Source organism: Bartonella gabonensis, from assembly GCF_903679515.1.
Taxonomy (GTDB): domain Bacteria; phylum Pseudomonadota; class Alphaproteobacteria; order Rhizobiales; family Rhizobiaceae; genus Bartonella; species Bartonella gabonensis.
Window position 1 is genome coordinate 1 of the sequence record NZ_CAHOYM010000003.1, and the last position, 26024, is coordinate 26024.

Sequence of the window (26024 nt, forward strand, 5' to 3'; positions counted from 1 at the left end):
TAATAAATGAAAATCTATAAGCTTATAAAAGTTTTAAATGATTACTTTCTTAAAGTTACTATAACATTCTTTAGATTTTGCGCTCGCCAATTTTGGCGAACGTTAATTTGTTTCTTTTTATGCGATAACAATCCAATCTTTAAAACAAGCTGTGATCTTTAAACGTATGGTATTGAAAATTTCAAAAGATTATTATGAAAACTTGTATTAGCAATAAAAATGCAGAAAACATCTCTAATGAAGAATTAATGATCTTTCTTTTTATTGCAAATACTTACATGTTATCAATCCTCTAACCAAAGAAATCTATATGATCTCCCTAAAAAGCGCTGGTATAATCCCTGTCGTCTCTATTGATGGATGGAGTAAGATCATTAAGTTTAATTTTAAATTTGATGGTATAATCTTTCTAAATCCACAAAAAAACAGAGGGAGTACATCCTGATGAAGATATGCAATTCTTTAGAAATATTCCATACCAAGCGATTGATAAGAAACATATTATACTGGCATTGAATGAGTCAAAGAGACGCCAGCAATGGCTAGAAACTTTCTGAAAGACCTAATCTTTTTAATTGTGCAATTATTTATGAGCACAGTGTTATAAGTCTAAATGAAGAAATGCTGTCGTAAAAATAATATAATCATAAAAAATAGAGGCTCCGTTTTTGACAGAGCCTCTGAGAAATTTATTTTATGTTCATCATTTTGTTTTTTACGAAATTAGAATTTGTAAGCAACACCTACACGGAAGTCATTAACGCTGTACTGAAGTTCAGCTGTGTCTTTAAAGTATTTCTTTTTACCGTAGTCTGAGAAACGGTATTCTGCACGCAACAGAACATTGTCTGTCAATGCGAAGTCAACACCAGCACCAAGAGTGTAACCAACAAGGGTCTTTGTTTCATCATATACGTTACCAGAAGCAAAAACCTTATTAGCATTAGTAGCATCAATAGAAGATTTTTTAGAAGACTTTTTCACTTCAATTGCAGAAATGCCCTGCATTTGCGTATAAGCAACACCACCAGCGATATAAGGCACGATACGATCAGCAGCAAAACCAATGCGAACGCGTGTAGCACCAGACCACTTTTCTTTCAGAGTAACACTTTCAGTGTATTTATCTCCGTCTGCAACTGTTAGATTATCTTTCAGTTTGATTTTAGCACTATCAAGGATTTCATTAATCTTTGCAACACTATGATTGTTTCCTCCAACTTCTTTTGCAACGCCATCAACTGTGTCTTTTTTACCAACAAAAGAGACATCTGTATCCAAGCCGAAGATCACACCATTGCCGAGATCAACATTGTAACCTGTGTATAGGCCACCGATCATACCGGAAAGCTTAAAATCGTCTAAAAATTTGTCAGATCTTAATGAACGGCCACCAATCTGAGCACCAAGATAAAAACCTGTCCAAGAATAGGCAGGGGCTGCTGTGATAACTGCTGGGGCTGTTTCACGAGGGACGATAACATCAGCAGCTTGTGCCGCAGAAGCTGCAGCCATAGCGATAATAGAAGTTGTTACTAAAGATTTTATATTCATAAACTTTGCTCCTAATTTATTTATGAACACAATGCTACAAGATTGCACGGAGAAAAGCTGTAGTAAAAATGACACAATCACAGGAAATAGGCAGCTCACCCAAGATAAAAGGACTTTATAGTTTCGTCTTGTACGAGAAACTACAAACTATACATATAAATAACTTATTGATTTTAAATGTATTGTTTAATGATTTTTTGTTAATACACTCTTAATAACATTTTTTTACATCCACAATAAAATATAGGATGTGTGACAATATAGCAACACAAAATAATAGAGGCTCTATCAGGGATAGAGCCGCTTCGTTATTTAACTGTTCATCTGTTAAAATTTGTAAGCAACACCAACACGGAAATCATTGGTTTTGTAAGAAGTCTCATATTTATCATTTGAGAATTTCTTTTTACCAAAATCGGAGTAACGATATTCCGCACGGACAATAATATTATTGGTCATTGCTAAATCAACACCAGCGCCAAGGGTGTAACCAATAAAGGTCTTTTTTTCATCAGTAAGAATACCAGAAGCTATGACTTTGTCTGAATCTGCATCTGTTATTGAAATCGATGCTGTATCTTGAAGCTGTGTATAAGCAATACCGCCAGCAACATAAGGCATAATACGCTCAGCAGCAAAACCAATACGCACACGTGTTGCTCCAAACCACTGTTGTTTAAAAGTGAAACTGTGTGTTTGTTTAGAATCAGGTTTAAGTACATTTTCACCAATATTAATTGAAGCGTCTTTTAACATCTTCTTAATATAATTGATGTGGTCTGCGGCAATGAGAAATGTTTCTCCTGTCTTCGTATCGCTTTTATCAGCCCACATGATATCTGTATCAACACCTAGAATAAGGCCATTGCCAAGATCAATATTGGAACCTGCGTAAAGACCACCCATGAAACCAGATAATTTAGGCAAAATATCTTTATTTACAGGAATCTTTTGTCCTCTAGCAAGAATATCCATCTTCGTTTTACTAGAAAAACCACCAATCTGCCCACCAAGGTATAAACCTGTCCAAGAAAAAGTTGGTGCAACAACAACGGGAGCAACAGGTGTTGGACTCGGGGGAACAATAACATCTGCTGCCTGCGCCGCTGAAACTGAAACAAAAGCGAAAGTAGAAGCTGTTATTAACCATTTCATATTCATATTTTCTCTCCATAGCTGAATATTTATTTGAACACGTCACTTCATATAGAGCCCTACCTTCAGATATCTGTAGCAAAAATGACACACTCATAAAAAAACAAAAGCCAATGTAACCGTTCTATTTAAATTTATACAAATAAATTTATACAAACAATGTTTTTAGCCTCTGCTTGATCAAATGCGTATAGCTCTTTGGTTGTTTTTTTACTGTAAAGAATGTGTATTGCACATAAACAAAGTTTCGAATACTTCATGATTGCAAAAAGATCACGTTCAACTTACCTACTCTTTGTTTTTACTTTAGGCACTTATTGTTTTTGAAAGATTGACCATTTTTTATCTTAACCTTATAGAAAATCTTTTTTAAAGCTTTAGCCTTCTTTGTAGGCGATCAATTTCATACTCTTTTATAACCTACATTGAAAAAAAACTCATGACAAACAACTGACATGATAAACATTGAAACTTATATAAAAACTCTCCCTAAAGCTGAAAAAATGAAAAATTTTCTGCAAGTTTTCAAACAAAACCTTGCTTTAAAATTCATGAATTTTGCAGAAAAGATATTTGATATTTTAAATAGACAAATTAAAGAATATTTTATCTATAGTCGAAACACCCCAACAAAACTCAAAAGTTTAATATTCAAATAAAGCTTTGTTATCCTTCACCACAGGCTTACTCCTCGATTTTGATGGAGAAAACTTATCAGATTCTGTCTGCAAACAGCCCTGATTCTTGTCAAGCGGATTTATCTTGATTTACCGCCATGTGATTTACTTAATTCAAAGCTTTATGGACCAAGCCCTACTCTTGATCCACCCCGTATCCTAAAAACACTTAAATAAATGAGCTCTATATACCTTATATAACCACACCTCAAATGAGGGAATTTGCGACATAATATAATAGAGCAATCTAAAATCTACACATTATATAATTTCATGAAATTTGCAATAAACAATCGCCCATTACACAGTGTATTCTTTTACAGAAATCTCCCTGCCCCGACCTTTTCCGAACAGCACTATTCATAACTCCACGCATAATCATAACACCCTTAGAAAGCAAATAACGCCCCCTGTTTTTAAGTGATAAAAAATATCTTCTTTATTCAATACCCAAACATCCACCCTTTTATGCTGTTTTCTCACTTTTTAATAACTCATTGGATTTCGTGAAAATAGGTTTGGCCGTTTTCCTTTTCCTAGCCCTTTTTTAGGCTTTTGAAACTTTTTTTTACCAGAATGTGACACAGGTACTAACTTAGCTGCTGTTATGTATTGGCCGTTATTTTTGCAAGAAAGTTCCATTTGAACAACTTCAGATAAGATCTTGCTCAACCGTGCCCTAGAACAAAAATCTCTAGAAGGAACAACAGAAGATATACCTTCTATGAACCTTTGAGAAGATAAAAAGCTCGCACCCTGTGCAAAAGAAATTGAAAAAAAAGTAGCAAAAGCTGTAATAAAATATTTTATGTTCATAAATTTAACCTCATAGAAATATCCATAATGGATTCTACCTAGTGTCTTCATTGAAAATTTCCAGAAAAAATAGCATGTTTAGAGATAAAAATTGAAAATCCTCAAAAAACAAAGCTTTGAAGCATTTTAATTTTAAAATAAATGCAAATTACCCTGCTCGGACAGCATAGAAATCACTTATTTGGTAATGAATAAAAATACGAAGTTCTTGTCTAGAGGCAATAAACTACACAAATATCATCACAACATATTGACTTATAAACATAATTTATAATTCCCCTATTCAATGAACGCTTTCAGTATCATAAGATACTCTCATTTCAAACTTGTTCGTAATATATGAAACAAAATTATTCGCTTACATGTCATAAATGAGGTTGATATATGGATAAAACTCCGGGAAAAAGCGTTTTTTTTATAAAATCATTTAAACGCTAAAGTTATTATAACATTTTGGCTTGATCAAAAGCATGCTCCTGCTCGCTTGTTTTTGGTACCCTTTGCCTAGGTGTCATTCTTTGTATTGTTCCGTGTAATCGTGGACAATCTTTATATATTAATCCTACAATATATTGGTTTATAATGATAATATGCGTTATTCATATTGAATTATGAACCCCGAATACCATAAAACTCTCTCATATTAAATCAACCAAAACCATTTGTGTGCACATTACAAGTGGGAAAGCCTACGGAGAGTAAAACTGTACAATAAGAATGCCTTTTATGAATCGAACCAAGAACTGTCATAAATTGTGTGTTGGCAAAGTGTGTGATGGTAGCAGCTTGTTACTTCATAAGCATAAAGATGGAGTGCTCAATAGATTTTTTATATCATAGGAAGGCTTGATCGTTACACCATTCATGAGCGCCACCGTGTAATGGGCTTGGGAGTCTTGAGAAAAAAGTTTCTTAAAAAAACACATGAATGAGCAATCTAAATATATTCCGTTGAGAGCGTTTTATTTTGCATGAGGGACGTGACTCCGCTAAAGAATGTGTAAAACACAAAGCGTAAGGCAATGCGTCATATGCATTCCTTAACAGACATTGCTTTAGATATTTTTGAAAAGCAAAAAATAGCATTAATGATGGTAAGGATGGGTATTGTTTTTTAAATTGTTTCCTTCATATTTTCCCCCAATTAGGCTATATACTAGTTTCAGAGATTTAAGCATCAAACCTATCGTATATTTCTAGCCTCTCTTTAAAAGAACTTTTATTGCCCAAACTTCAAATCAAAGAGTACTTATGTCATTATAATTCTTATCGTAAAAAGATGAGAGGAAAAAGGACAAAATGCCGATAAGATGGGCATTTTGTCCTTTTTCATCAATAATTCACTTCTATTAAAAGCCAACCTTTACAGTTAGCTATGGGCAAAAATATCAACTTCCGACCATCCTAAAAGATCAAGCTTTGCTCTCATAGGCAAGAATTGAAAGCATGCCTTGGCAACACTTTCTCGTTCCTCGCGTCTTAAACGTTCTTCAAATATAACCTTTAAACGATGCAAATATAACACATCCGACGCAGCATATTCAATTTGTGCCTGTGATAAGGTTTCTGCCGCCCAATCTGAAGATTGTTGCTGTTTAGAAATATTCACATTTAGCAATTCATTACAAATTTCTTTCAAGCCATGACGATCCGTATAGGTACGCGTAAGTTTTGAAGCAATCTTTGTACAAAAAACAGCCTCTGGCATAACACCAAATGTATGCGCTAAAATAGCAAGATCAAAACGCCCAAAATGGAATATCTTGGTGACTGCGTTATCTTTAAGAAGCTTGACCAAATGAGGCGCGCTCTTTTGTCCTTTAGCAATCTGTATAATATCAGCAGTCCCATCTCCAGAAGAAATCTGAACAACACATAAACGATCACGATGTGGTTGTAATCCTAAAGTCTCAGTATCAATCGCAATGGCATCAGTTTTATAATTGTCTAAACTTGGCAAATCACCTTGATGAACGCGAATCTCAGCCATTTACCCTCCTATTTGCTAAAGCAGTAAGAATACGTGCCCAAGACCGCTGACCCTTATGAAACGATTTTAAATTATACTTTTCATTAGGTGAATGAATACGATCATCAGCCAATCCAAAACCAATCAAAAGAGTTTCCATACCAAGAATTGACCGAAAATCCGCGACAATTGGAATCGAGCCCCCCATAGCTGTCAAGACAGCAGGAACTTCCCACTCTTGTGATAAAGCATCCTTCGCCTCCTTGATAAAGGATGCATCATCAGAAAGCTGAAGTGCCGGAGAAGAACCGTGATTCTTAAATTCAACTGTACAGTCAGCAGGAATCCCACTGCATACATAATTACGTAACGCTTGACGTATTTTCTCTGGATCTTGCTTATGGACTAAACGACATGAAACTTTTGAACTCGCTTGAGAAGCAATAACCGTTTTCATCCCTTCTCCTTCATAGCCCCCACTAATACCATTAAACTCCATGGTAGGACGCGCCCATACAAGTTCTAAAATGCTCCGCCCTTTTTCACCAGCTGGAACGGAAAGCCCTATCGGACCAAGAAAACTTTCAGCCGTACAATTAAGCGCATTCCATGATTGTAAAATATGTGGTGGTGTTTCCTCTACTCCATCATAAAAACCAGGAAGTGTCACTTTATTATTTTCATCGTGAAGTCCTGCCAAAATTTTAGCTAAAATACGAATGGGATTAGCTGCTACTCCTCCAAAATAACCAGAATGTAAATCACGATCCGCCGCAGTGATAATAATCTCTTCTGCCATAATCCCCCGAAGAGAAAGAGCAATAGAGGGGGTATCCGCATCCCACATTGACGTGTCACAAACCAATGCATAATCTGCCTTAAGTTCATCTTTATTTGCTTTTAAAAAGGGAATAAGCGAAGAAGAAGCACACTCTTCCTCACCTTCACATAAAATAGTCACTTTAATAGGAAGCTGTCCTGTTTCTTTCTTATATGCACGACAGGCTTCAATAAATGTCATAAGCTGACCTTTGTCATCTGAAGCACCGCGAGCACAAATAACTTTCTCTCCATCTCTCTCTTTTAAAGAAGGTGTAAATGGATCCTCCTCCCATAAACTCAACGGATCAACAGGTTGAACATCATAATGTCCGTAAAACAACACATGTAAACAATCCTCTGAAGGTCCTGGATGATGCCCAACAACCATTGGATGACCCGGTGTGTCACGGCGAGAAGCCTCAAAACCAATGGTTTTTAAATCCTCTACTAACCAATCAGCTGCTTGACGACATGCATCCTTATAAGCCGAGTCTGTCGAAATAGATTGAAAACGTAAAAGAGAAAAAAGGCGTTCAAGGCTCTTTTCTATATTCTCATCAAGATGTGTTAGCACTTTATTCAGCATAAAAAAACCTCTCAAGCCTTATATATTTGTATAATTGTAAGATCCTGACTTTAAGCCTCTTGTAGGATTTTGCAAGAGATCTTATTCATTTTTGACACTGTGAACAGTAAAAACTTGAACGCCCAGCCTGTAAAATACGGATAATAGGCGTTCCGCATTCCAAACATTCCTTGCCTTCTCGTCCATAAACTGAAAAAGCATGTTGAAAATAACCAAGTGAACCGTCTATATGCATATAATCACGTAAAGAAGAGCCACCAGATAAAATAGCTTCAGAAATTACATTGCGTATATTCTGTGCTAAAGAATCTGCAAGTTCACGTGCATATAAAGTTTTTGATGCCAATGTAAATGCACCACGCTGTGGAGATAAGCGACTCCGCCAAAGTGCCTCGCAAACATAAATGTTTCCAAGTCCCGCAACGATAGACTGATCAAGTAAAACACCTTTGAGAGACATTTTTTTATTAACAAAAGCCTTTTGTAAATAACGACCAGAAAATTCATGACTCATCGGTTCAAGCCCTAACTTATTTAAAAGCGGATGCTTATAAAGCTTGTCCGTATCAACTAAAAGCATAAACCCAAAGCGACGTACATCATTATAAATCAGATGATAAACTTCACCACTTCTTGTCTGAATATCCATGATAAAATGATCATGCTTAACCAATTTACTGGTCGTTGAAAAAGCTTTTCTTAAAAGATTATTCTCTATACGCCATGACCCTGACATTCCTAAATGGCTTAAAATCGTTTCATCCTGAGAAAGATGAAATAATAAATATTTCGCACGCCGACCAAGTTCTAGAATTTTTCTGCCAATAAGCCTTTCAGAAAAAGCCTCAGGAAAAGGAAAACGCAAATCTCTACGATTAAGCTTAACAGATACTATCTTTGCATCAGTGACAACAGATTCGAGTCCACGACGTACCGTCTCTACTTCAGGAAGCTCAGGCATTACTCCTCTTTAATAATTATGCACTTTCCGGTCGTATAACTCATCAATTGATCTCTTTCCCGCTCTCCAAAAACGAAAATTCTTAACCCTATTTGGTCTATCAATAACCTTCACTTGACTTCATACTGATATGACTCACTTAACGAAAGGCTCTACGGTCAAGCCCTTTCTCGAATATTCATTCGCGTACTCTAAAAGTACTTGCCCTGTCAAGAAAACTTATCGACCTTAAATGACGTGTGTTTTACTTTTATAGCATAACAGGATTAAGCCCATTCACCCTTACGAAATACAGGAACTCTTACGCCATCTTGCATAATACCATCTATGTCAATTTCACCAGAGCCAATCATCCAATCAATATGAATAACACTTTTATTACCACCACGTGCTGCAATCTCTTCTGATGTCAATGAGGCTCCCTCTAAAAAGCATTTGGAGTAACACTGCCCTAAAGCAATATGACAGGCTGCATTTTCATCAAATAAGGTATTATAAAAAAGAAGCTCGCTCTTAGAAATTGGTGAAGAATGAGGGACAAGAGCAACTTCGCCTAATCGGCTTGCACCCTCATCACTTTGCAAAATCCGCTGAAAAACTGCCTCGCCTGTTGATGCATGGGCATCAACAATGCGCCCTGCTTCAAAACGCACTTCAATATTATCAATCAGTGTTCCTTGATAGGAAAGGGGCTTTGTTGAACGAACAAAACCTTCAACCCTATGAGCATGAGGAGTCGTAAAAACCTCTTCTGTCGGAATATTAGGATTGCAAACAACACCATTTTGAGCAACGGATGCACCTCCATGCCATTCATGATCATCTGCCAAACCAACTGTTAAATCAGTCCCTGGTCCTGTGAAGTGCAAAGCAGAAAAACGCTGCTCATTAAGCCAAGATGATAGTTTCCTCAAATTTTCATTATGAGCAATCCACGCATGCACTGGATCTTCTCCTGTCACACGGGAAGCAGAAAAAATTGCATCAGCTAATTTTTTAATCGCCTCATTAAGCGGTAAAGAAGGAAACATTGCTTCAGCCCATCCCGCTGTTGGATAAGCAACAATCGACCAATTGATAGCAAAATTCGATATTTTTTTGAGAGCAGGTTGGTAAGCGAGCGAAGTCGCCTTATTTAACCGCGCAATCTTATCAAAATCTTGATTGGAAAGAAGCAAAGGATTATCATCAACAATCGCTAAACGTGCAGCCCCATTTTCAAAAGCCTTCGCCATTCCCTCATAGAGCCAAGAAGGGGCACAATCAAAACTAGCCGTATGGGCATTTTCAAAACGTGTAAGCGATAACATATCATCACTAAAAAGTGGTGTAATGACACCAGCACCAACCTTATAAGCATGATACGCAATACGTCGAACAAAAGGTAATGCTGAAACTGGAGCAGTCAAAACAAGATCCTGCCCCTCTTGTAAATTTAACCCTACTTTTACCGTAACTTCTGCAAGACGATTAAGCATTTCAGGTGAAATTGTCTCATGAATATCAAAATACATTACCCATACCCTTCTTTAAATAAAATGCGTTCCTTACGCCACCATATTCTAAATTGTTTTTCCAGGTCCTTTCAATATACTTTCTCTACGTCTATTTATACGCATCACTCTTACTAAAGAGCTCACTGAATTCATAAACCGCAATGGAGTGTAAAATCTTCTTTGGTCACACAAAAAACTTACCAGTTTCTGTGTCGTTTTTCTAACATTGCAACAATTGCATTTAACTGATCTGATGAAGGCAACGCCATACCTGTTTTATTTTCCTCTTTCTGAGCTAGATGTCTAGGCGCATAAGCTGGAATAGGAACTTTATCAAGCTGGACCATAGCAAAAGACGTAGGCTGTACCGTCTTGGACTGTGCTGCTGTTGTTGAAGGAGATGCATTTTTCTCTGCCTTTACTCCCTGACTTTCTAAACCTTTATCAATAAAGCTTGGCGCATAATCAGAACGTTCCTGAGCAAAAGCATAAGCAACATTATAAGGGCGATTATCCGTAGGAACTTGAAGTGATCCATCACGGGATCGTTTTTCATAAAAAGCATTACCTCCTGCAACATGAACATAGTGCATGTTTTTATAAGGGAAAGACAAACCTGCGGTATGAAAAAACTTAGCGTGTTTAACTTTCTTATCTCGTTCACCCCGTAAAACAGCATCAGCAGCCTCTCTTACACGAGCAACAGATGCTTTCTCCGTCATGGGACGCGTTAAAACACCAGGAGCAAATTGCTTATATTGACCAACAACACCACAAATTGTCTTGGGATAGGCAGTTGAATTAACACGATTCATAACAACCGTTCCAACGGCAATCATTCCTTCACGACTTGAGCGATTTGATTCAAAATACATCGCACGCATAAGACATTGGCGCTCTGTCAATGGATACGTAACTGTTTTTGTCTCCTTATTATTTACTTTTCCAGCATCTAAATGATTTGCAGCACACCCCACAACAACCAACGGTGCTACGCAACAGGTAACAAAAACATTCCAACGATTTTTTTTCATCTTAGGCAACACATTCCTATAATCTCTGAGCTATTCAAATTTTGAAATGAACTTTAAATGTATCTCTCAATAAAGTACACCGCTAATTGTTACCACTCAGTAAAATTTTAATACAAATGGTAATCAAAAACTATCTATGCGAAATAAAAAATAAAATATTCTTAATTTATAGATCAATATCGTCGCTCCTCATGGCACAATATGGACCTCTAGAATCCTACGCCTTTCAATCGCAATAAAATAATATGAACACTCATTCTCCATACTAAAAGATTGGGCGAAAAATATTTGGATATTAAAACTCTTTGCATCAATATTGAAAAAATAATACAGATATCCCCCTTAATATAAATTATATAAATTTTAATAAAATGATCAGAAAGCCCCCCATACAGCCATAATATGGATGATGATATCATTCAATATATAAATATGTCACATCAAGAGTTAACAATCTATCCTGTTCGCCTGAAAAAACTCTTTGTTGTTTCTTTGTACTTTTTCATAATATGGTCATTATATTCTTTTTATATTCTTTCTAGAGCTTTGTATTGTAAGAAAATGCTCAATGTATCTACAAGCTTACTTTTAGATATCTCAGAAAAATTTAATCTCTTTTCTTCTCATCTATACCAACTTTATACGTAAGGTCATCACGAGGACGATCAGAAGACATATGATAACCCGTTATGATATAATGCAACATTTCAGCAATATTGGTAACATGATCACCAATTCGTTCAATATTCTTTAAACAAAACAGTAAATGCGTACAAACCGTAATATTGCGCATATCTTCCATCATATATGTCAAAAGTTCACGAAAAAGAGAAGTATACAAAGCATCAATCTTCTCATCACGCTCACGCACAGCGTCAACACGCTCTAATCGGCGACTCGTATAAGCATCTAAAACTTCTTTTAATTGATTGAGAGCTAGAGCTGTAATTGTTTCAAGCCCATGATAAAAAGACGCAGCTTGACGTATTTCTGAAAGGGCAACTGTTCTCTTAGCAATGTTTTTGGCCATATCCCCAATCCGCTCAAGATCAGAAGAAATACGAATGGCTCCTATAATTTCACGCAAATCTACAGCCATCGGTTGACGCTTGCAAATAATAGCAACCGCTTTTTCATCAATATCACGTTCTGCTTCATCTAAAAACACATCATCGGCAATCACTGCCGTTGCAAGTTGAAGATCACTACAGACAACTGATGCAACAGAACGTTCAATCATTCTTTCCGCATGGCACCCCATTTCTGTAATCCTTGCTTTTAGATATTTTAGTTCCGCATCATAAGAACGAACAGTATGGTTCATAGACATATCTTAGTTTCCTCAATTCACCTATCCAAAACGCCCAGTAATATAATCTTGCGTCCGTTGTTCTTTTGGTGAAGTGAAAATCATTTCAGTTGCACCAACTTCGACCAAATGCCCTAAATGAAACATAGCCGTATATTGAGAAACACGTGCTGCCTGTTGCATGGAATGTGTTACGATAACAATTGTATAATTTTGCCGTAACGCATCGATAAGCTCTTCAATCCGAGCCGTCGCAATGGGATCAAGAGCTGAACAAGGCTCATCCATCAAAATAACTTCGGGACTAACCGCAATGGCACGCGCAATACATAAACGCTGTTGTTGTCCTCCGGATAAACTTGTTCCAAGATCATGAAGACGGTCTTTTACTTCTTCAAATAAACCCGCCTGCCTCAAACTTTTTTCAACCACATCATGCAATTCAGAACGTGTTTTTACCAAACCATGAATGCGCGGTCCATAGGCAACATTTTCAAATATAGATTTTGGAAAAGGGCTAGGCTTTTGAAAAACCATTCCAACACGGGCTCGTAATTCTACAACATCAATTCTCTGGTCATAAATATTTTCTCCATCTAAAGTGATAAGACCCGTTATTTTAGCCCCTTCAATCGTATCATTCATACGGTTGAAACAACGCAAAAAGGTCGACTTCCCGCATCCTGATGGACCAATCAAAGCAGTGACTTGATGTTCAGGAATATCAAGGGTAATACCATGAAGTGCTTCTTTTTCTCCATAAGAAACCTTTACATCCTGACCACGCATTTTAATCTTCATTACAAAAACTCACCTTACAAAAACCTTATCGAAGTTGTTATTTATTAAAATTACTGGCGGCGTTCAAATCGTCGACGTAAAAAAACCGCAGAAATATTCATGATTGCAAGAAAAATCATTAATACAATAATAGCCCCCGATGTCTTTTCAACAAAAGCGCGCTCTGCCCCACCCGCCCACATAAAAATTTGAACAGGCAAAGCTGTTGCCGGATCCATGGGCGTCGTAGGAATATTAACAACAAAAGCAACCATTCCAATCAAAAGCAAAGGTGCTGTTTCACCCAAAGCCTGAGCTACTCCAATAATCGTACCCGTTAAAATACCCGGCGCTGCTAAAGGAACAACATGATGAAAAATCATTTGTGTTTTTGATGCTCCCAACCCTAAAGCTGCCGCACGAATAGAGAGAGGAACAGCACGCAAAGCAGAACGTGTTGCAATAATGATCGTGGGAAGAGTCATGAGCGCTAAAACAAGACCACCAACAAAAGAAGCTGAACGTGGTAATCCTAAAAAATTAACAAAAACTGCAAGTCCTAAAAGACCAAAAACAATCGAAGGAACAGCGGCAAGGTTATTGATATTAACCTCAATAAAATCTATAAATTTATTTTTGCGCGCATATTCTTCTAAATAAAGAGCCGTTGCTATGCCTATCGGGAGTGAAATCAATAAAACGATGCCTATCATATAAAGAGAACCAATGATCGCAACACCTAATCCCGCAGTCTCAGGACGACTTGAAGCGCCAAATGTAAAAAAACCAGTATTAAATGTCTTATAAAGCGTACCATCATGCGCTAAACGCTTTATCCATTCCACTTGTCGATTAGAAACTTTGCGGTTTTTTTCTTCTACCTGCAGATCAATCTGTCCCTTATAAGCAGAATCAATATCCGCGGCTGCCAAAACTTTTATTTTTTGCATTGTGCCAATCAGTTTAGGATTTTTTGTCACCATTTCACGTAGTTGAACACGGACACCATTTGAAAACATACGGTTAATGTCCCGCAAAGAGGCTCGATCATTTGGATTAACATCAAGTTTTTTTGCTAAAGCATTGCGTACAAGAAGCGGATAATTCGCTGTCATGAGGATTTGTGGTTTTGTTTGACGTTGACCACTTGGATCAATGATCTTTTCATCCAAATAAATCGATAATGTCATTTCACTTTGAAAAAAAGCTGTATAGCCTTGACTCATAATAGACCATAAAAGCGCAAATAAAAAAAACAAACCAATAAAAATAGCAATCAAACCATAGGCACGAAAACGACGTTCAGCCCTATACCGACGCTTAAGGCTAATATTGCGACGAGGAAAAAAATCTTCTTTCATTCATATTGTTCCCGATATCTACGCACAATATAAAGAGCTAAAATATTCATCAAGAGTGTCATCACAAAGAGTGTCATTCCCAAGGCAAAAGCCACCAGAGTTTGTGGAGAATTAAACTCAAAATCACCGGTCAATTGATTAACAATCTTAACCGTCATGGTGGTCATTGCTTCAAAAGGATTAAGAGTTAAGTTTGCTGCAACACCTGCCGCCAAAACCACAATCATTGTTTCCCCAATTGCACGCGATGCCGTCAACAAAATAGCCCCCATAATTCCGGGAAGCGCTGCTGGTATAACGACTTTTTTAATTGTTTCAGATTGCGTTGCCCCTAAACCATAAGAACCTTCACGTAAAATGCGTGGAACGGCTGTAATAACATCATCCGACAAAGAAGAAACAAAAGGAATCAACATAATTCCCATTACAATACCAGCCGTTAAAACACTTTGTGCCATAATAAAACCACTCCCTCCTGATAGAGAAACAGACAGATCACGTAAAAAGGGTCCTACAATCTTCAAAGCAAAAAAACCATAAACAATGGTTGGGATGCCAGCAAGAACTTCTAATAATGGTTTTACAATTGCGCGCAAGCGTGCAGAAGCATACTCGGCCATATAAAGAGCTGAAAATAAGCCTATAGGTACAGCAAAAAGCATAGCGACAAATGCAATATAAAGCGTACCAGCAAGGAGCGGTATTAAACCAAATTGTCCACCTTCATCGCTTAAACTGCTCGCGGAAAAACGCGGATCCCAAACCGTTCCTAAAAAGAAATTTGAAATGGATACAGACTGAAAAAAGCTTATTGTCTGAAAAAACAGAGAAAGTGCAATGGCTATTGTCGTCAAGACTGCAACGATAGAAGCACACGCCAACCCAATAATAATTAAAGATTCAACCTTATTGCGTGCACGTTGATGAGGCGCAATTTGTATCATTCCACAGATAAAACCAAAGGAGGCAACAGCAAAAAGGAAACTATGACCAATAAATTGAAGCTTTTCAGAAGAAAATATCCATGACCGTGCTGTTTTGAACACATCATCCGATACGTCATGAGGTAAAATCAATCCTTTGGACAGTAATTGTGCCTGCACTTCCTTATAGGAAGTGGTGGAAAGATCCCCTTCAAAGTGATCAATCATTTTGATGATACTTCGAAGAGTCTCCCAAAGGAGATCATGATTGATAGATTCTGTTATATGCGCGCTATATGCCCAAAACTCTCGAGAGGCATTATATTCTAAATAAATTGTACTCCCAGCATCCCACAAAATTAAAAAAATAAAAGCTGGAATAACAGTAATCAAAAAAGTCCACCAACCATAATAATACGCACGAGAATGCATTTTATGATGTTTGTATTCAAGAGTGCGCGCTCGCATATAAGAAATACAAAAGCCACAAAACCCAAGAAGCAATAACAAAAAAACAATGAAGGAAATGCGCATTTTATCTTTCAGTTTTTATAAAAAAATAGCACCGAAAACGCCTACTCCGGCAATCCAATAAATTATTCCCAGAAAATTATTTCAACATCATTACCCGACCAGCAGAAAAATCAGAACGCTGTGCTTGGCGCTCCTTTTCAGGAGCAACAATCAAGCCATATTCAGCCAAAGGGCTATCCGGACCAATCATTTGATCAGAAAGGAAAAAATCAATATACTCTCGCAAACCTGAAACAATATCTAAATGTGCTTTCTTAATATAGAAAAAAAGTGGACGAGAAACTGAATATTGTCCACTAGAAATTGTCTCAACTGTCGGCGCAAAACCGTTAATATCGGCAACCTTTAGCCTATCAGCATTATTTTGATAAAAAGACAAACCAAAAATACCAACCCCTTTTTTATTCGAAGTTAGACGCGCAAATGTTTCAGAATAATCACCATCAATATCAACCGCTTTTCCATCCTTACGGACCGCAATACAAGCAGCGTGTATCTGCTTATCATCCATTCCTAAAGACTTCATCACTTCAACTGCCCCACTCTCTTTACAGCCCACAGCGAGTAATTTTTCCTCAAAAACTTCCCGCGTTCCATGCTTTTCTCCAGGAATATAGACTGCTATCGTCCAATCAGGAAGAGCACTATTGATGGCACTCCATTTCGAAACATTATTGAGCTGTAACTTTCCATCTATAATAACTCGAGCCGCAAGGGCCTTATAAACATCTAACGGCTGTAATTTCCAATCAGGACCGTTAATATCTGTTGCAAGAACAATGCCATCATACCCAATGCGTATTTCTTCAACATCTTTCACACCAGCATCAAAACAAGATTGCAATTCACTCGATTTCATTGCTCGTGAAGCATTAACAATATCAACAGTGTTCTCCCCAATACCGCGGCAAAATTCCTTAATTCCTGCTCCTGTCCCACCCGATTCGATAACAGGAACCTTAAAATGGGGATAAATTTCTCCAAATGTCTCAGCGACAATCTTTTGATAAGGTAAAACTGTAGATGAGCCAGTAACCTGTATTTGATCGCGTGCGCTACCTATATTTACTGACAGCAGTAACGCAAAAACCAATCCCATTCCAATTGATAAGACTCTGCTCATCTATAAACTCCCTAAACATTGAGAATAAAGCCTCTTACTTTATACCATACGGTCATTCTAATTCACATTTGCAACATAACAAATATAAAAAAACAATATGGATCATTTTTTTCACAAAAGCATGCTTGGATTCTGTATAAATTAATTTGAACATTTGGACTCAATAACATCCCAAAACAGATGCGCAATATCTGTACCACAGAAGCGCTTAATTTCACGAATGCCCGTAGGAGACGTTACATTAATTTCTGTTATATAACCTCCAATCACATCAATCCCTACAAAAAGAAGACCACGTTCCTTTAAGGATGAACCAAGGCGTTCACAAATTTCATAATCACGTTTTGTTAACTCAACATTTTCCGCACGCCCTCCAACATGCATGTTCGAACGTACATCTGTTTTCGTTGGAATTCGATTAATGGCTCCAACAGGCGTACCATCAAGCAAAATAATCCGTTTATCTCCTTTTCGTACGGCCTCTAAATAACGCTGAACAATAAAAGGTTCGCGATAAATGTCTGTAAACATTTCCAACAACGATGCTAAATTGCGATCATCTTGTTTTAAATAAAATACACCAGCGCCCCCATTCCCATAAAGTGGTTTCACAATAATATCGCCAAATTTCTCTCTAAAAGCAGTTATTTCTTCAATATCTTTGGTAATTAACGTTTCCGGCATCAAATCAGAAAATTCTGTCACAAAAATTTTTTCTGGACTGTTGCGTACCCATGCCGGATCATTCAAAACAAGTGTTTTAGGATGAATACGTTCTAACAAATGTGTGGTGGTAATATAATTGAGATCAAAAGGCGGATCTTGGCGCAAAAGAACCACATCCATATCTTTTAATTCCGTGCGAACAGGCTTTCCTAACTGATAATGGTTCCCCTCTTCATCATGGACAGTCAATGATTCTAGTCGTGCAATCACACAACCATTGCACAAAGATAAACGATCTGGAGTATAATGAAAAAGAGAGTGTCCACGTTCTTGCGCTGCTAAAGCGAGGGCAAATGTCGTATCTCCTTGAATCCGAACTGTTGCAATATGATCCATCTGAATGGCAATTTTCATAAATAAATCCTCCCTTATCCTAAAAGCAGACTGGTCTGTGCATCATAAACTTAGTAAACAATAAAATAACGATGACAAGAGAAAATTCATGACACAAGAAACAGATACAAAATTCAATAACGAAGAAATCGAACGCTATGCACGCCACATCATTTTGCCGGAAATTGGTGGTGCGGGGCAGCAAAAGCTCAAAAAAGCGCGGGTTCTTGTTGTGGGTGCTGGTGGTCTTGGGGCGCCTGTCTTAACTTATTTGGCTGCCGCAGGTGTTGGAACCCTTGGAATTGTCGATAACGACACCGTTTCTCTTTCCAATTTACAACGCCAAGTTATTCATAAGACAGATGCCATCAAACAAAGCAAAACAGAGAGTGCTGAAACCACTATAAAAGCAATAAATCCCCATGTTATGGTTGAAAAGCACACCCTACGCTTAGATAAAAGTAATGTGGATAAATTGCTCAATGCTTACCATATCATTGTTGATGGAAGTGATAATTTTACCACACGCTATCTTCTTGCTGATCACGCGGCCCAATGCAAAAAGCCTTTAATCAGCGGTGCTGTAGAACGTTTTAATGGCTCATTAACCGTCCTTATGCCGTATAAAGACAATAACCCTCACTATCGTGATTTATTCCCCACCCCTCCTGCACCCGATACTATTCCAACATGTGCTGAAGCTGGCATCATTGGTGTTTTACCCGGCGTTATTGGAACCCTACAAGCAATGGAAGCGATTAAAATAATCACAAACATCGGAGAACCATTAGTAGGAAAGATTCTTCTCTATAATGGATTATTAGCGCAATTTAATGTTATTACCTATAAACGGTCAAATTCCAAAGAAAATACATAGCCTTAAAAAGCCTGGAGAATCATGATTTCATCCCTACTAACTTTCAAGGCTCTCGCGATATGTATTGAAACTGGAATACTGATGTTTTACCGCAAATCATCGACACGAAAATGCTTCCTTCAAACCATACCCCATAAATAATCTTAGTCATATTTTAGTTATCGATACTATAACAAGGTCAATGATCATTACCTCCACCTCTAACCTCAAGAAAAAATGTCTATTCATCAAGCATCATAAAATGCAGCTTAAGATTATTGCACGTATAAGAATAACCAATTGTTTCTGTCTAGTGAGAAAAACACATGGAAATTGATGTTGTTATAGAAGGATTAAGATAAAACTCATGGAAAGCTTTAATCACACAATTATTGCAATATTGCATTCAGAAGCAGAAAACTCTTGCTCATGAATGGATAATCTTTCAGCGATAATTTCACAGACAAGCATATGTTGAAAAAGTAAATAAAATGATCTTGAAAACCAATCGGCAGATGACAGTGTAAAGAGTGCATTTTCTCAAAATATCTCTTTAAAACAAGCGGGGAAATATGCAAAGTTTAAGTGTATTCTATTTTACGTGGGAGAGTTTTCCCTATCAAGACATCAATAGAGCTCATTCGATAAAAAAATGAGCCATCTACGGTATAGGTTGGTTTGGCTCGTTTGCTTTATGATTATCCGTTGGTATGGGAACAGGATGATCGGATAAACTGCGTAAATAAAGCAAAAGATCAGCTCGATCTTGGTCATTTTTAATGCCTCGGAAAGACATAATAGTCCCAGGAAATGTTTTATTTGGAGAATGCAGATAACGATCTAACGTTACAAAATCCCATTTTTGATCAGAATGTGCACGCAACGCCCGTGAATACGCAAAACCTGCTGCTGATGCCAAAGGACGATTGACAATCTCCCAAAGAACTGGACCAACGCGCCCTGCTTGATTGCGTCCAGAAGTATGGCATATGGCACATTGACGAAAAATTTTACGACCATTTTCAAAATTACCTTGTTGAAGGCGGCTATTTAGTGATAGAGAAACAGCTGTTTTTTCCTGTTGTTCTTTAAATGTATCATTCTTGGCAACAGTATGATTATATTCAACTGATGGAGAACGATCATAAACGATATCGCTAAGTGTGGAAATTCCTACAACAATGACCAGCACACATAAACACGCACAAATAAAATAGATAACTTTCGAGCGATTCATAAAAACTCAAATGTTCACGGTTTCATTACCATTTTGAGTTTAAGCTTTTTCTTTATACCACACAACATCATAAATGCATCACAAACAACATTTGGAATCTTGCAATGGCTCTTGAACCAATTATTCTTATTCCTGCCCGTATAAGCTCAACCCGCCTTCCCCAAAAAGCTCTCGCTGAAATCGGTGGAAAGCCGATGATTGTTCATGTTGTAGAACAAGCCAAAAAAGCGGCAATAGGGCGTACAATCGTTGCAACAGATCACAATGATATCGCCAAAGCTGTTGCAGAGTATGGGCATGAATGTATTATGACACGAAGTGATCATAAGTCTGGATCTGATCGTATTTATGAAGCTTTAATGCGTATTGATCCTGAGCAACGCTACAATGCTATTTTAAATATACAAGGTGATCTCCCAACAATAACGCCTCGTGAAATTATTAGTGCGCTACGCCCTTTAGAAAATAGCTTTACTAATATCGCAACTTTGGGGGCTCACATCATTGAAGAAAATGAAAAAAGAGATCCCAATGTTGTCAAAATCATTGGGACACCGCTTTCTCAAAATCGCCTTCGTGCTCTTTATTTCACTCGTGCCACGGCTCCCTATGGGGATGGTCCTCTTTATCATCATATTGGAATATATGTCTATCGGCGCGAAGCACTTGAGAAGTTTGTATCATTCAAACCCTCTACACTTGAGATGCGTGAAAAACTTGAACAATTACGTGCATTAGAGCATAATATGCGTATCGATGTGGAAATAGTCGATACAATTCCTTTAGGTGTCGACACGCAACGTGATCTCGATAGAATACGTAAGATTTTAGCATGAAAACACTCAAAAAAACCAATAAAATCTCTTTCCAAGGAGAATATGGAGCTAATTCCCATATTGCGTGCTCTAATATGTTTCCCAATATGGATGCTGTGCCCTCTGCTACTTTTGAGGACGCCCTTAATTTGGTGGAAAATGGGGAAGCTGATCTTGCTATGATCCCTATTGAAAATACTCTTGCTGGACGTGTTGCAGACATCCATCATCTTTTACCACAATCATCACTTTATATTATTGATGAATATTTTTTGCCTATCCATTTTCAATTAATGGTTTTGCCCGGCGTTACCCATGACGAAATTAAAACTGTCCACAGTCATACGCATGCCCTTGCACAATGCCGAAACATCATACGAAACAACGGTTGGAAACCTGTTGTGTCTGCGGACACCGCTGGAGCTGCAAAATTTATTAAAAAAAGTGCCCAACGTTCACAAGCTGCCTTAGCACCTCTGATCGCAGCAGAACTCTATGGGCTTAATATTCTTGAAAGAGATGTTGAAGATAACTCTCATAATATTACCCGTTTTGTCATCCTTTCACGTTCTAAACGACATGTTCCAAAACCTACAAATGGAGAAAAAATTATCACCAGTCTTCTCTTTCGAGTACGCAATGTCCCGGCTGCTCTCTATAAGGCTATGGGAGGATTTGCAACAAATGGTATCAATATGACAAAATTAGAAAGCTATCAAATTGGTGGAAATTTCAATGCAACACAATTCTTTGTTGACATTGAAGGGCATCCTGAAGATCCCATGATGAAACTTGCCTTAGAAGAATTGTCTTTCTTTTCTGCCGAATTGCGTATTATCGGTACTTATCCAGCACAAAACGATCGAACATCATATATATAGAAGCAACAAAACCACCATCATTTTTCGCTGATCTCGAAGAGCATTCTAAAAATCCTATAATGCTATGTGTTGTGGAAAAACTCATTTTTTATGCTAAACGCGCTTCATCATGAAGCTAAAGTAGAAAAAGGATAATTACATCCAATAACGAAATATATAAATTGCTTTGATAATGTTTTTTGACAAATTACATTATAATAAAAGCAGTTCAACGCGTACAAAAACCTACCTAAAGAAACACAACAACCGAAAATGAAAGCACTTGTACCATCCATTTTACCTCATATAAAAGAAAGATCCTGAAGACAACATATCATTTCCTATAGCTGTTTATCTCAATAAAGATAACAAACTTCTAACTTAGCTCATAAAAACAATTTAACTTATCATCAGAGTATATTTGAGATAATAAATATTTCAAACCTCTTAAATTTAGGTAATTTTTAAAGTGCATTTTATAAAGTTATAAGATTCGTTTAACCATATTTTTTGTATTACGTTTGAACTTTTTTATTTATAAAAACTGATTTATGATTCATTCTACTTTAGGAAAAATGGAGAGGATAATGAAAAAAATCTTCACGCAAGGCTTATTAGCTGCAAATATTCTCGCCTGCTCTAGTGTTGCATTTGCTGGATTTGGTGAGAGAGAATGGAATTTTGCGCCAGATGAAAGTGTTACAATTATCTCCTCCGATATAATCCGTCAAGGAGTTGAATATTCTTGCGAGGTGTTTAAACCGAAAAAAGTATCTTTTACTTTATCGTACTCCACCGCTTCTGATTTAAACAAATTGAGAATTGTTGCTGATGATGAAAAGAAAATAATCCACGATAAGGAAAAGAAGATCTTTACATTGAAAGATATAAAATCTCTTCATATCAGCTTTCCTTCATCAGGAAATTATATTTTTAAAAATATTACGAAAAGAAAAGTGATTGGAACAAATTGTGATACAGGAGATTATGATTAATAATATTTCTTAAAAAAACATGTGAATGGATAATATTAAGTTATGCTATTTGGGGTGTTCTGTTTTGCATAAGGAGAATAATGCTATTCAATCAATATGTTATAATATTCATGAACTGTACTCTTCTTCTAACTTTCTTACTTTAACTCATGCATAATTTATATGCTTTATTGGCCTTTGTTACTGTTGCAAATTTTCCAATGATTTAATTTCATAGTTTTAGAATAGATATATCTATCCCCAAACTTTTACAGGTTTTAGTGAATGAAAGTATCCTGATAACCTCTCATTCTCTTAAACGAAGCGAATATTTCAGACAAAAGAAATATGAACAGCGACTGCTATGAAAACTGATAAATCCTCAATCTTTTGGTTGTTTATGTCTCAATAAATTAAACACAAAAGAAAAATTCTTTCTCGTTCTTATGATATTTTTTGTTTCTGATCTTGATTTTTCATTCCAAATCGACAATATGAATTTGGGAGGTTGGTGGTGGACGAACTACTCGCCAACTGGGTCAGGTCTGGAAAGAAGCAGCCCCAACGAGTTCTGGTACGGGTCATCGTGCCGGCCTCCTATTTTTCTGAAGAGGTTATTTTTATGCTATGTTTTTGCAAGGTATTTAATCTTCAGAGCAGCATTTGTATGCAGTAGGTAAAGGGATTTGGTTATTTTTAAGCAAATGACCCCATAAAAATAAATTGATTGAAAAAAAATCCTTTTATATGGAAGTACAGGATTGACCTATGCTTTGTGTATGATCAAAATGTACTACGCATAAAGAACTTCGAAGTTGGAAACATTCATGGAAAATGCACCGGTAGAAGCAGCCTATCGTGTTCTTGCTCGTAAATATCGACCTCAAAATTTTTCTGACCTCATTGGTCAGGAAGCTATGGTGCGTACTCTCACCAATGCCTTTGAAAAAGGTCGTATTGCACAAGCGTGGATGTTAACAGGGATTCGTGGTGTAGGGAAAACGACAACAGCCCGTATTTTGGCACGTGCGCTTAATTATAAAACCAAAGATATTAACCAACCAACAACTAACTTGGACTCTCTTGGTGAACATTGCACACAAATTATCGAAGGACGCCATATTGATGTTATAGAAATGGATGCTGCTTCTCATACGGGCATTGACGATATTCGTGAAATTATCGAACAAATACGCTATCGTCCTGTTTCTGCGCGCTATAAAGTTTATATTATCGATGAAGTCCATATGCTCTCAACGCAAGCCTTTAATGGTTTGTTGAAGACTCTTGAAGAACCTCCATTCCATGTAAAATTTATTTTTGCCACAACAGAAATTCGCAAAGTTCCCATTACAATTCTTTCGCGTTGCCAACGTTTTGATTTGCGACGAATTGAATCAAAAGCTTTGTGTGCGCATTTGCACCAAATTGCGAAATATGAAAAGGTCGAAGTAGAAGAGCAAGCACTCTCTATGATTGTTCGTGCTGCAGAAGGCTCTGCACGTGATGCATTATCCATTTTTGATCAAGCAATTGCCCATAGCAATGGCAATGTTAATGCCACTGCAGTGCGTACAATGTTAGGATTAGCAGATCAAGCACGTGTTATTGATCTCTTTGAATTTATCATGAAGGGCGATGTTGTCCATGCATTACATGAATTACGAAGTCAATATGATGCAGGCGCTGATCCTCTTACAATATTAACAGAATTAGCCGATTTTAATCATCTGGTTACACGTTTACGTTTCACACCAGAAATAGTGGAAGATTTCTCACTAACTGAAGAACAACGTTTAAGAAGTTTAGACTTTTCAAAAAAACTTTCCGTTCCTGTTTTATCTCGAAGCTGGCAAATGTTACTCAAAGGTTTACAAGAAGTTAATCAAACTGCACGTCCACTTCAAGCAACTGAAATGCTTTTAATCCGTCTTGCACACACAGCTAATCTCCCTACTCTTGATGAAGCTTTAAAAAAACTTACACAAGAAAAAACACCTCTCACGCTCGTTACAAACTCTTCTCATAAAGAATCGATAAATGCAAATAACATAACACAAGAAACAACAATTGATGTCCATTCTTCCTCGAGCTTTTCACATACATTACCAAATCAGTCAGATTTAAAAACATCCTTGCAAAACCAATTAGATCACTCCTTAAAACCAGAAAATTTCATTAAAAGTCAAATACCTGACAACACCAAAGCCCTAGAAGTAACAGAAACTCTTGAAACTTCTCAATCTACTAACTTTTCTGAAAATATTGCAAATTTATCACATTCTGTCATGCAAATAACAGGAGAAATTACTGAGCCTAAAACTCTCGTGATTAATTCTTTACACGATATTGTTAAATTAGCCGAACAACATAATGACGTGCCTTTCAAACTTCTTGTTAAAGAATTTGTTCATCCTGTTTCTTTTGAAACTGGGCATATTACTTTAAGGCTTTCTGAAAATACCCCTCAATTTTTTGCTCATGATATCGAAAAAAAAATCTCTCAATGGACTGAAAAACGCTATGTGATAACTTTTGTTAATGCAGGAGGCGGTCCAACCTTACAAGAAGAAAGTGTCGCGATTCAAAAGACTCTTTTTTCCCATGCAGAGACAGATCCTGATATCGCGAAAGTCCTCAACCATTTTCCAGAAGCAAAAATTGTCGATATTCGACTCAATAGCAAAGAAAATGATCTTGATTTACCCCCCGATACCTTTAAAAATACTGATCTCTTTAACAATGAAAATGATAGTAATGATGAATAAGGATACCTATTCCCATGCGTGAAATGATGAACATGATGAAAAAAGCCAAAGAAATGCAAGAGAAAATGCAGAAAATTCAGGGGGAAATAGTTAATCTGCAAGCGACTGGGACTGCAGGGGGTGATCTCGTCAGTATCACTTTAAATGGCAAAAATATTATAACAGCAATTCAAATTGATCCTTCATTACTTACACCTGAGGAAGCTGAAATTCTTGAAGATCTCATTATGGCAGCTTATAATGAAGCAAGAACAAAAATTGAAATAGCCATAGAAGAAAAAACCAAAAGTATAACAGCAGGATTACCGCTTCCATCAGGTTTTAAACTACCACTCTAATGAAGCAGGTTTTATTT

General features: G+C 37.0%; 21 protein-coding genes and 1 other RNA gene. 7 read left to right on the forward strand and 15 right to left on the reverse strand.

The window, feature by feature from the left end; genetic code table 11:
* Positions 1–723 precede the first annotated feature (723 nt).
* The 14 genes from HWX04_RS01270 to gshB form a co-directional block, all read right to left on the reverse strand.
* Positions 724–1554: an outer membrane protein gene (locus HWX04_RS01270; RefSeq protein WP_175868440.1), complete on the reverse strand. Its 831-nt coding sequence runs from the start codon at positions 1552–1554 to the stop codon at positions 724–726.
* 327 nt (positions 1555–1881) lie between these two features.
* The gene (locus HWX04_RS01275) at positions 1882–2715 is read right to left on the reverse strand and encodes an outer membrane protein (RefSeq protein WP_175868441.1); all 834 of its coding nucleotides are present in this window, start codon (positions 2713–2715) and stop codon (positions 1882–1884) included.
* Between the two features lie 1157 nt (positions 2716–3872).
* Positions 3873–4202, reverse strand: coding sequence for a hypothetical protein (locus tag HWX04_RS01280; RefSeq protein WP_246257291.1), 330 nt, complete (start codon positions 4200–4202; stop codon positions 3873–3875).
* 1369 nt (positions 4203–5571) lie between these two features.
* Positions 5572–6192 carry a ribonuclease D gene (locus HWX04_RS01285; protein WP_175868443.1) on the reverse strand — a complete coding sequence of 207 codons (621 nt, stop codon included), beginning with the start codon at positions 6190–6192 and terminating at the stop codon, positions 5572–5574.
* A complete protein-coding gene (locus HWX04_RS01290) occupies positions 6185–7579 on the reverse strand; it encodes a M20/M25/M40 family metallo-hydrolase (RefSeq protein ID WP_175868444.1) in 1395 nt (464 codons plus the stop codon). Before HWX04_RS01290 ends, HWX04_RS01285 begins: the two co-directional genes overlap by 8 nt.
* Positions 7580–7664: 85 nt before the next feature.
* Entirely contained in the window at positions 7665–8540 is an 876-nt protein-coding gene (gene mutM, locus HWX04_RS01295; protein ID WP_175868445.1) for a bifunctional DNA-formamidopyrimidine glycosylase/DNA-(apurinic or apyrimidinic site) lyase, read from the reverse strand.
* 266 nt (positions 8541–8806) lie between these two features.
* A complete protein-coding gene (locus HWX04_RS01300) occupies positions 8807–10054 on the reverse strand; it encodes an aminopeptidase (protein ID WP_175868446.1) in 1248 nt (415 codons plus the stop codon).
* A 179-nt stretch (positions 10055–10233) separates the two neighbouring features.
* Positions 10234–11070 carry a cell wall hydrolase gene (locus HWX04_RS01305; protein ID WP_175868447.1) on the reverse strand — a complete coding sequence of 279 codons (837 nt, stop codon included), beginning with the start codon at positions 11068–11070 and terminating at the stop codon, positions 10234–10236.
* A 607-nt stretch (positions 11071–11677) separates the two neighbouring features.
* Positions 11678–12400, reverse strand: coding sequence for a phosphate signaling complex protein PhoU (gene phoU / locus HWX04_RS01310; RefSeq protein WP_175868448.1), 723 nt, complete (start codon positions 12398–12400; stop codon positions 11678–11680).
* Positions 12401–12421: 21 nt separating this feature from the next.
* Positions 12422–13180, reverse strand: coding sequence for a phosphate ABC transporter ATP-binding protein PstB (gene pstB / locus HWX04_RS01315; RefSeq protein ID WP_175868449.1), 759 nt, complete (start codon positions 13178–13180; stop codon positions 12422–12424).
* Between the two features lie 50 nt (positions 13181–13230).
* Positions 13231–14520, reverse strand: coding sequence for a phosphate ABC transporter permease PstA (gene pstA, locus HWX04_RS01320; RefSeq protein ID WP_175868450.1), 1290 nt, complete (start codon positions 14518–14520; stop codon positions 13231–13233).
* Positions 14517–15977, reverse strand: coding sequence for a phosphate ABC transporter permease subunit PstC (pstC, locus tag HWX04_RS01325; RefSeq protein WP_175868451.1), 1461 nt, complete (start codon positions 15975–15977; stop codon positions 14517–14519). The genes pstA and pstC overlap by 4 nt, the downstream gene beginning before the upstream one ends.
* A 76-nt stretch (positions 15978–16053) precedes the next feature.
* A complete protein-coding gene (locus HWX04_RS01330; RefSeq protein WP_175868452.1) occupies positions 16054–17100 on the reverse strand; it encodes a PstS family phosphate ABC transporter substrate-binding protein in 1047 nt (348 codons plus the stop codon).
* A gap of 141 nt (positions 17101–17241) precedes the next feature.
* Positions 17242–18180 (reverse strand): glutathione synthase, encoded by a 939-nt coding sequence (gshB, locus tag HWX04_RS01335; RefSeq protein WP_175868453.1) that lies wholly within the window; start codon positions 18178–18180, stop codon positions 17242–17244.
* Positions 18181–18268: 88 nt separating this feature from the next.
* Between gshB and HWX04_RS01340 the strand changes: the two genes are divergently transcribed.
* Complete coding sequence (locus HWX04_RS01340) at positions 18269–19036, forward strand: molybdopterin-synthase adenylyltransferase MoeB (protein WP_175868454.1); 768 nt, start codon at positions 18269–18271, stop codon at positions 19034–19036.
* 640 nt (positions 19037–19676) lie between these two features.
* Here HWX04_RS01340 and HWX04_RS01345 read toward each other — a convergent pair.
* Positions 19677–20252 carry a c-type cytochrome gene (locus HWX04_RS01345; protein WP_175868455.1) on the reverse strand — a complete coding sequence of 192 codons (576 nt, stop codon included), beginning with the start codon at positions 20250–20252 and terminating at the stop codon, positions 19677–19679.
* Between the two features lie 104 nt (positions 20253–20356).
* Between HWX04_RS01345 and HWX04_RS01350 the strand changes: the two genes are divergently transcribed.
* The 6 genes from HWX04_RS01350 to HWX04_RS01375 all read left to right on the forward strand — a co-directional run bounded on the left by HWX04_RS01350 (position 20357) and on the right by HWX04_RS01375 (position 26007).
* Positions 20357–21088: a 3-deoxy-manno-octulosonate cytidylyltransferase gene (locus tag HWX04_RS01350; RefSeq protein ID WP_175868456.1), complete on the forward strand. Its 732-nt coding sequence runs from the start codon at positions 20357–20359 to the stop codon at positions 21086–21088.
* Entirely contained in the window at positions 21085–21948 is an 864-nt protein-coding gene (locus HWX04_RS01355) for a prephenate dehydratase (protein ID WP_175868457.1), read from the forward strand. Before HWX04_RS01350 ends, HWX04_RS01355 begins: the two co-directional genes overlap by 4 nt.
* Before the next feature lie 566 nt (positions 21949–22514).
* Positions 22515–22922, forward strand: coding sequence for a hypothetical protein (locus tag HWX04_RS01360; RefSeq protein ID WP_175868530.1), 408 nt, complete (start codon positions 22515–22517; stop codon positions 22920–22922).
* A gap of 482 nt (positions 22923–23404) precedes the next feature.
* Positions 23405–23502: signal recognition particle sRNA small type (gene ffs, locus HWX04_RS01365), an RNA gene on the forward strand.
* A 226-nt stretch (positions 23503–23728) separates the two neighbouring features.
* Positions 23729–25669 carry a DNA polymerase III subunit gamma/tau gene (locus tag HWX04_RS01370; RefSeq protein ID WP_175868458.1) on the forward strand — a complete coding sequence of 647 codons (1941 nt, stop codon included), beginning with the start codon at positions 23729–23731 and terminating at the stop codon, positions 25667–25669.
* A 14-nt stretch (positions 25670–25683) separates the two neighbouring features.
* Positions 25684–26007, forward strand: coding sequence for a YbaB/EbfC family nucleoid-associated protein (locus tag HWX04_RS01375; RefSeq protein ID WP_175868459.1), 324 nt, complete (start codon positions 25684–25686; stop codon positions 26005–26007).
* Positions 26008–26024: the final 17 nt, after the last annotated feature.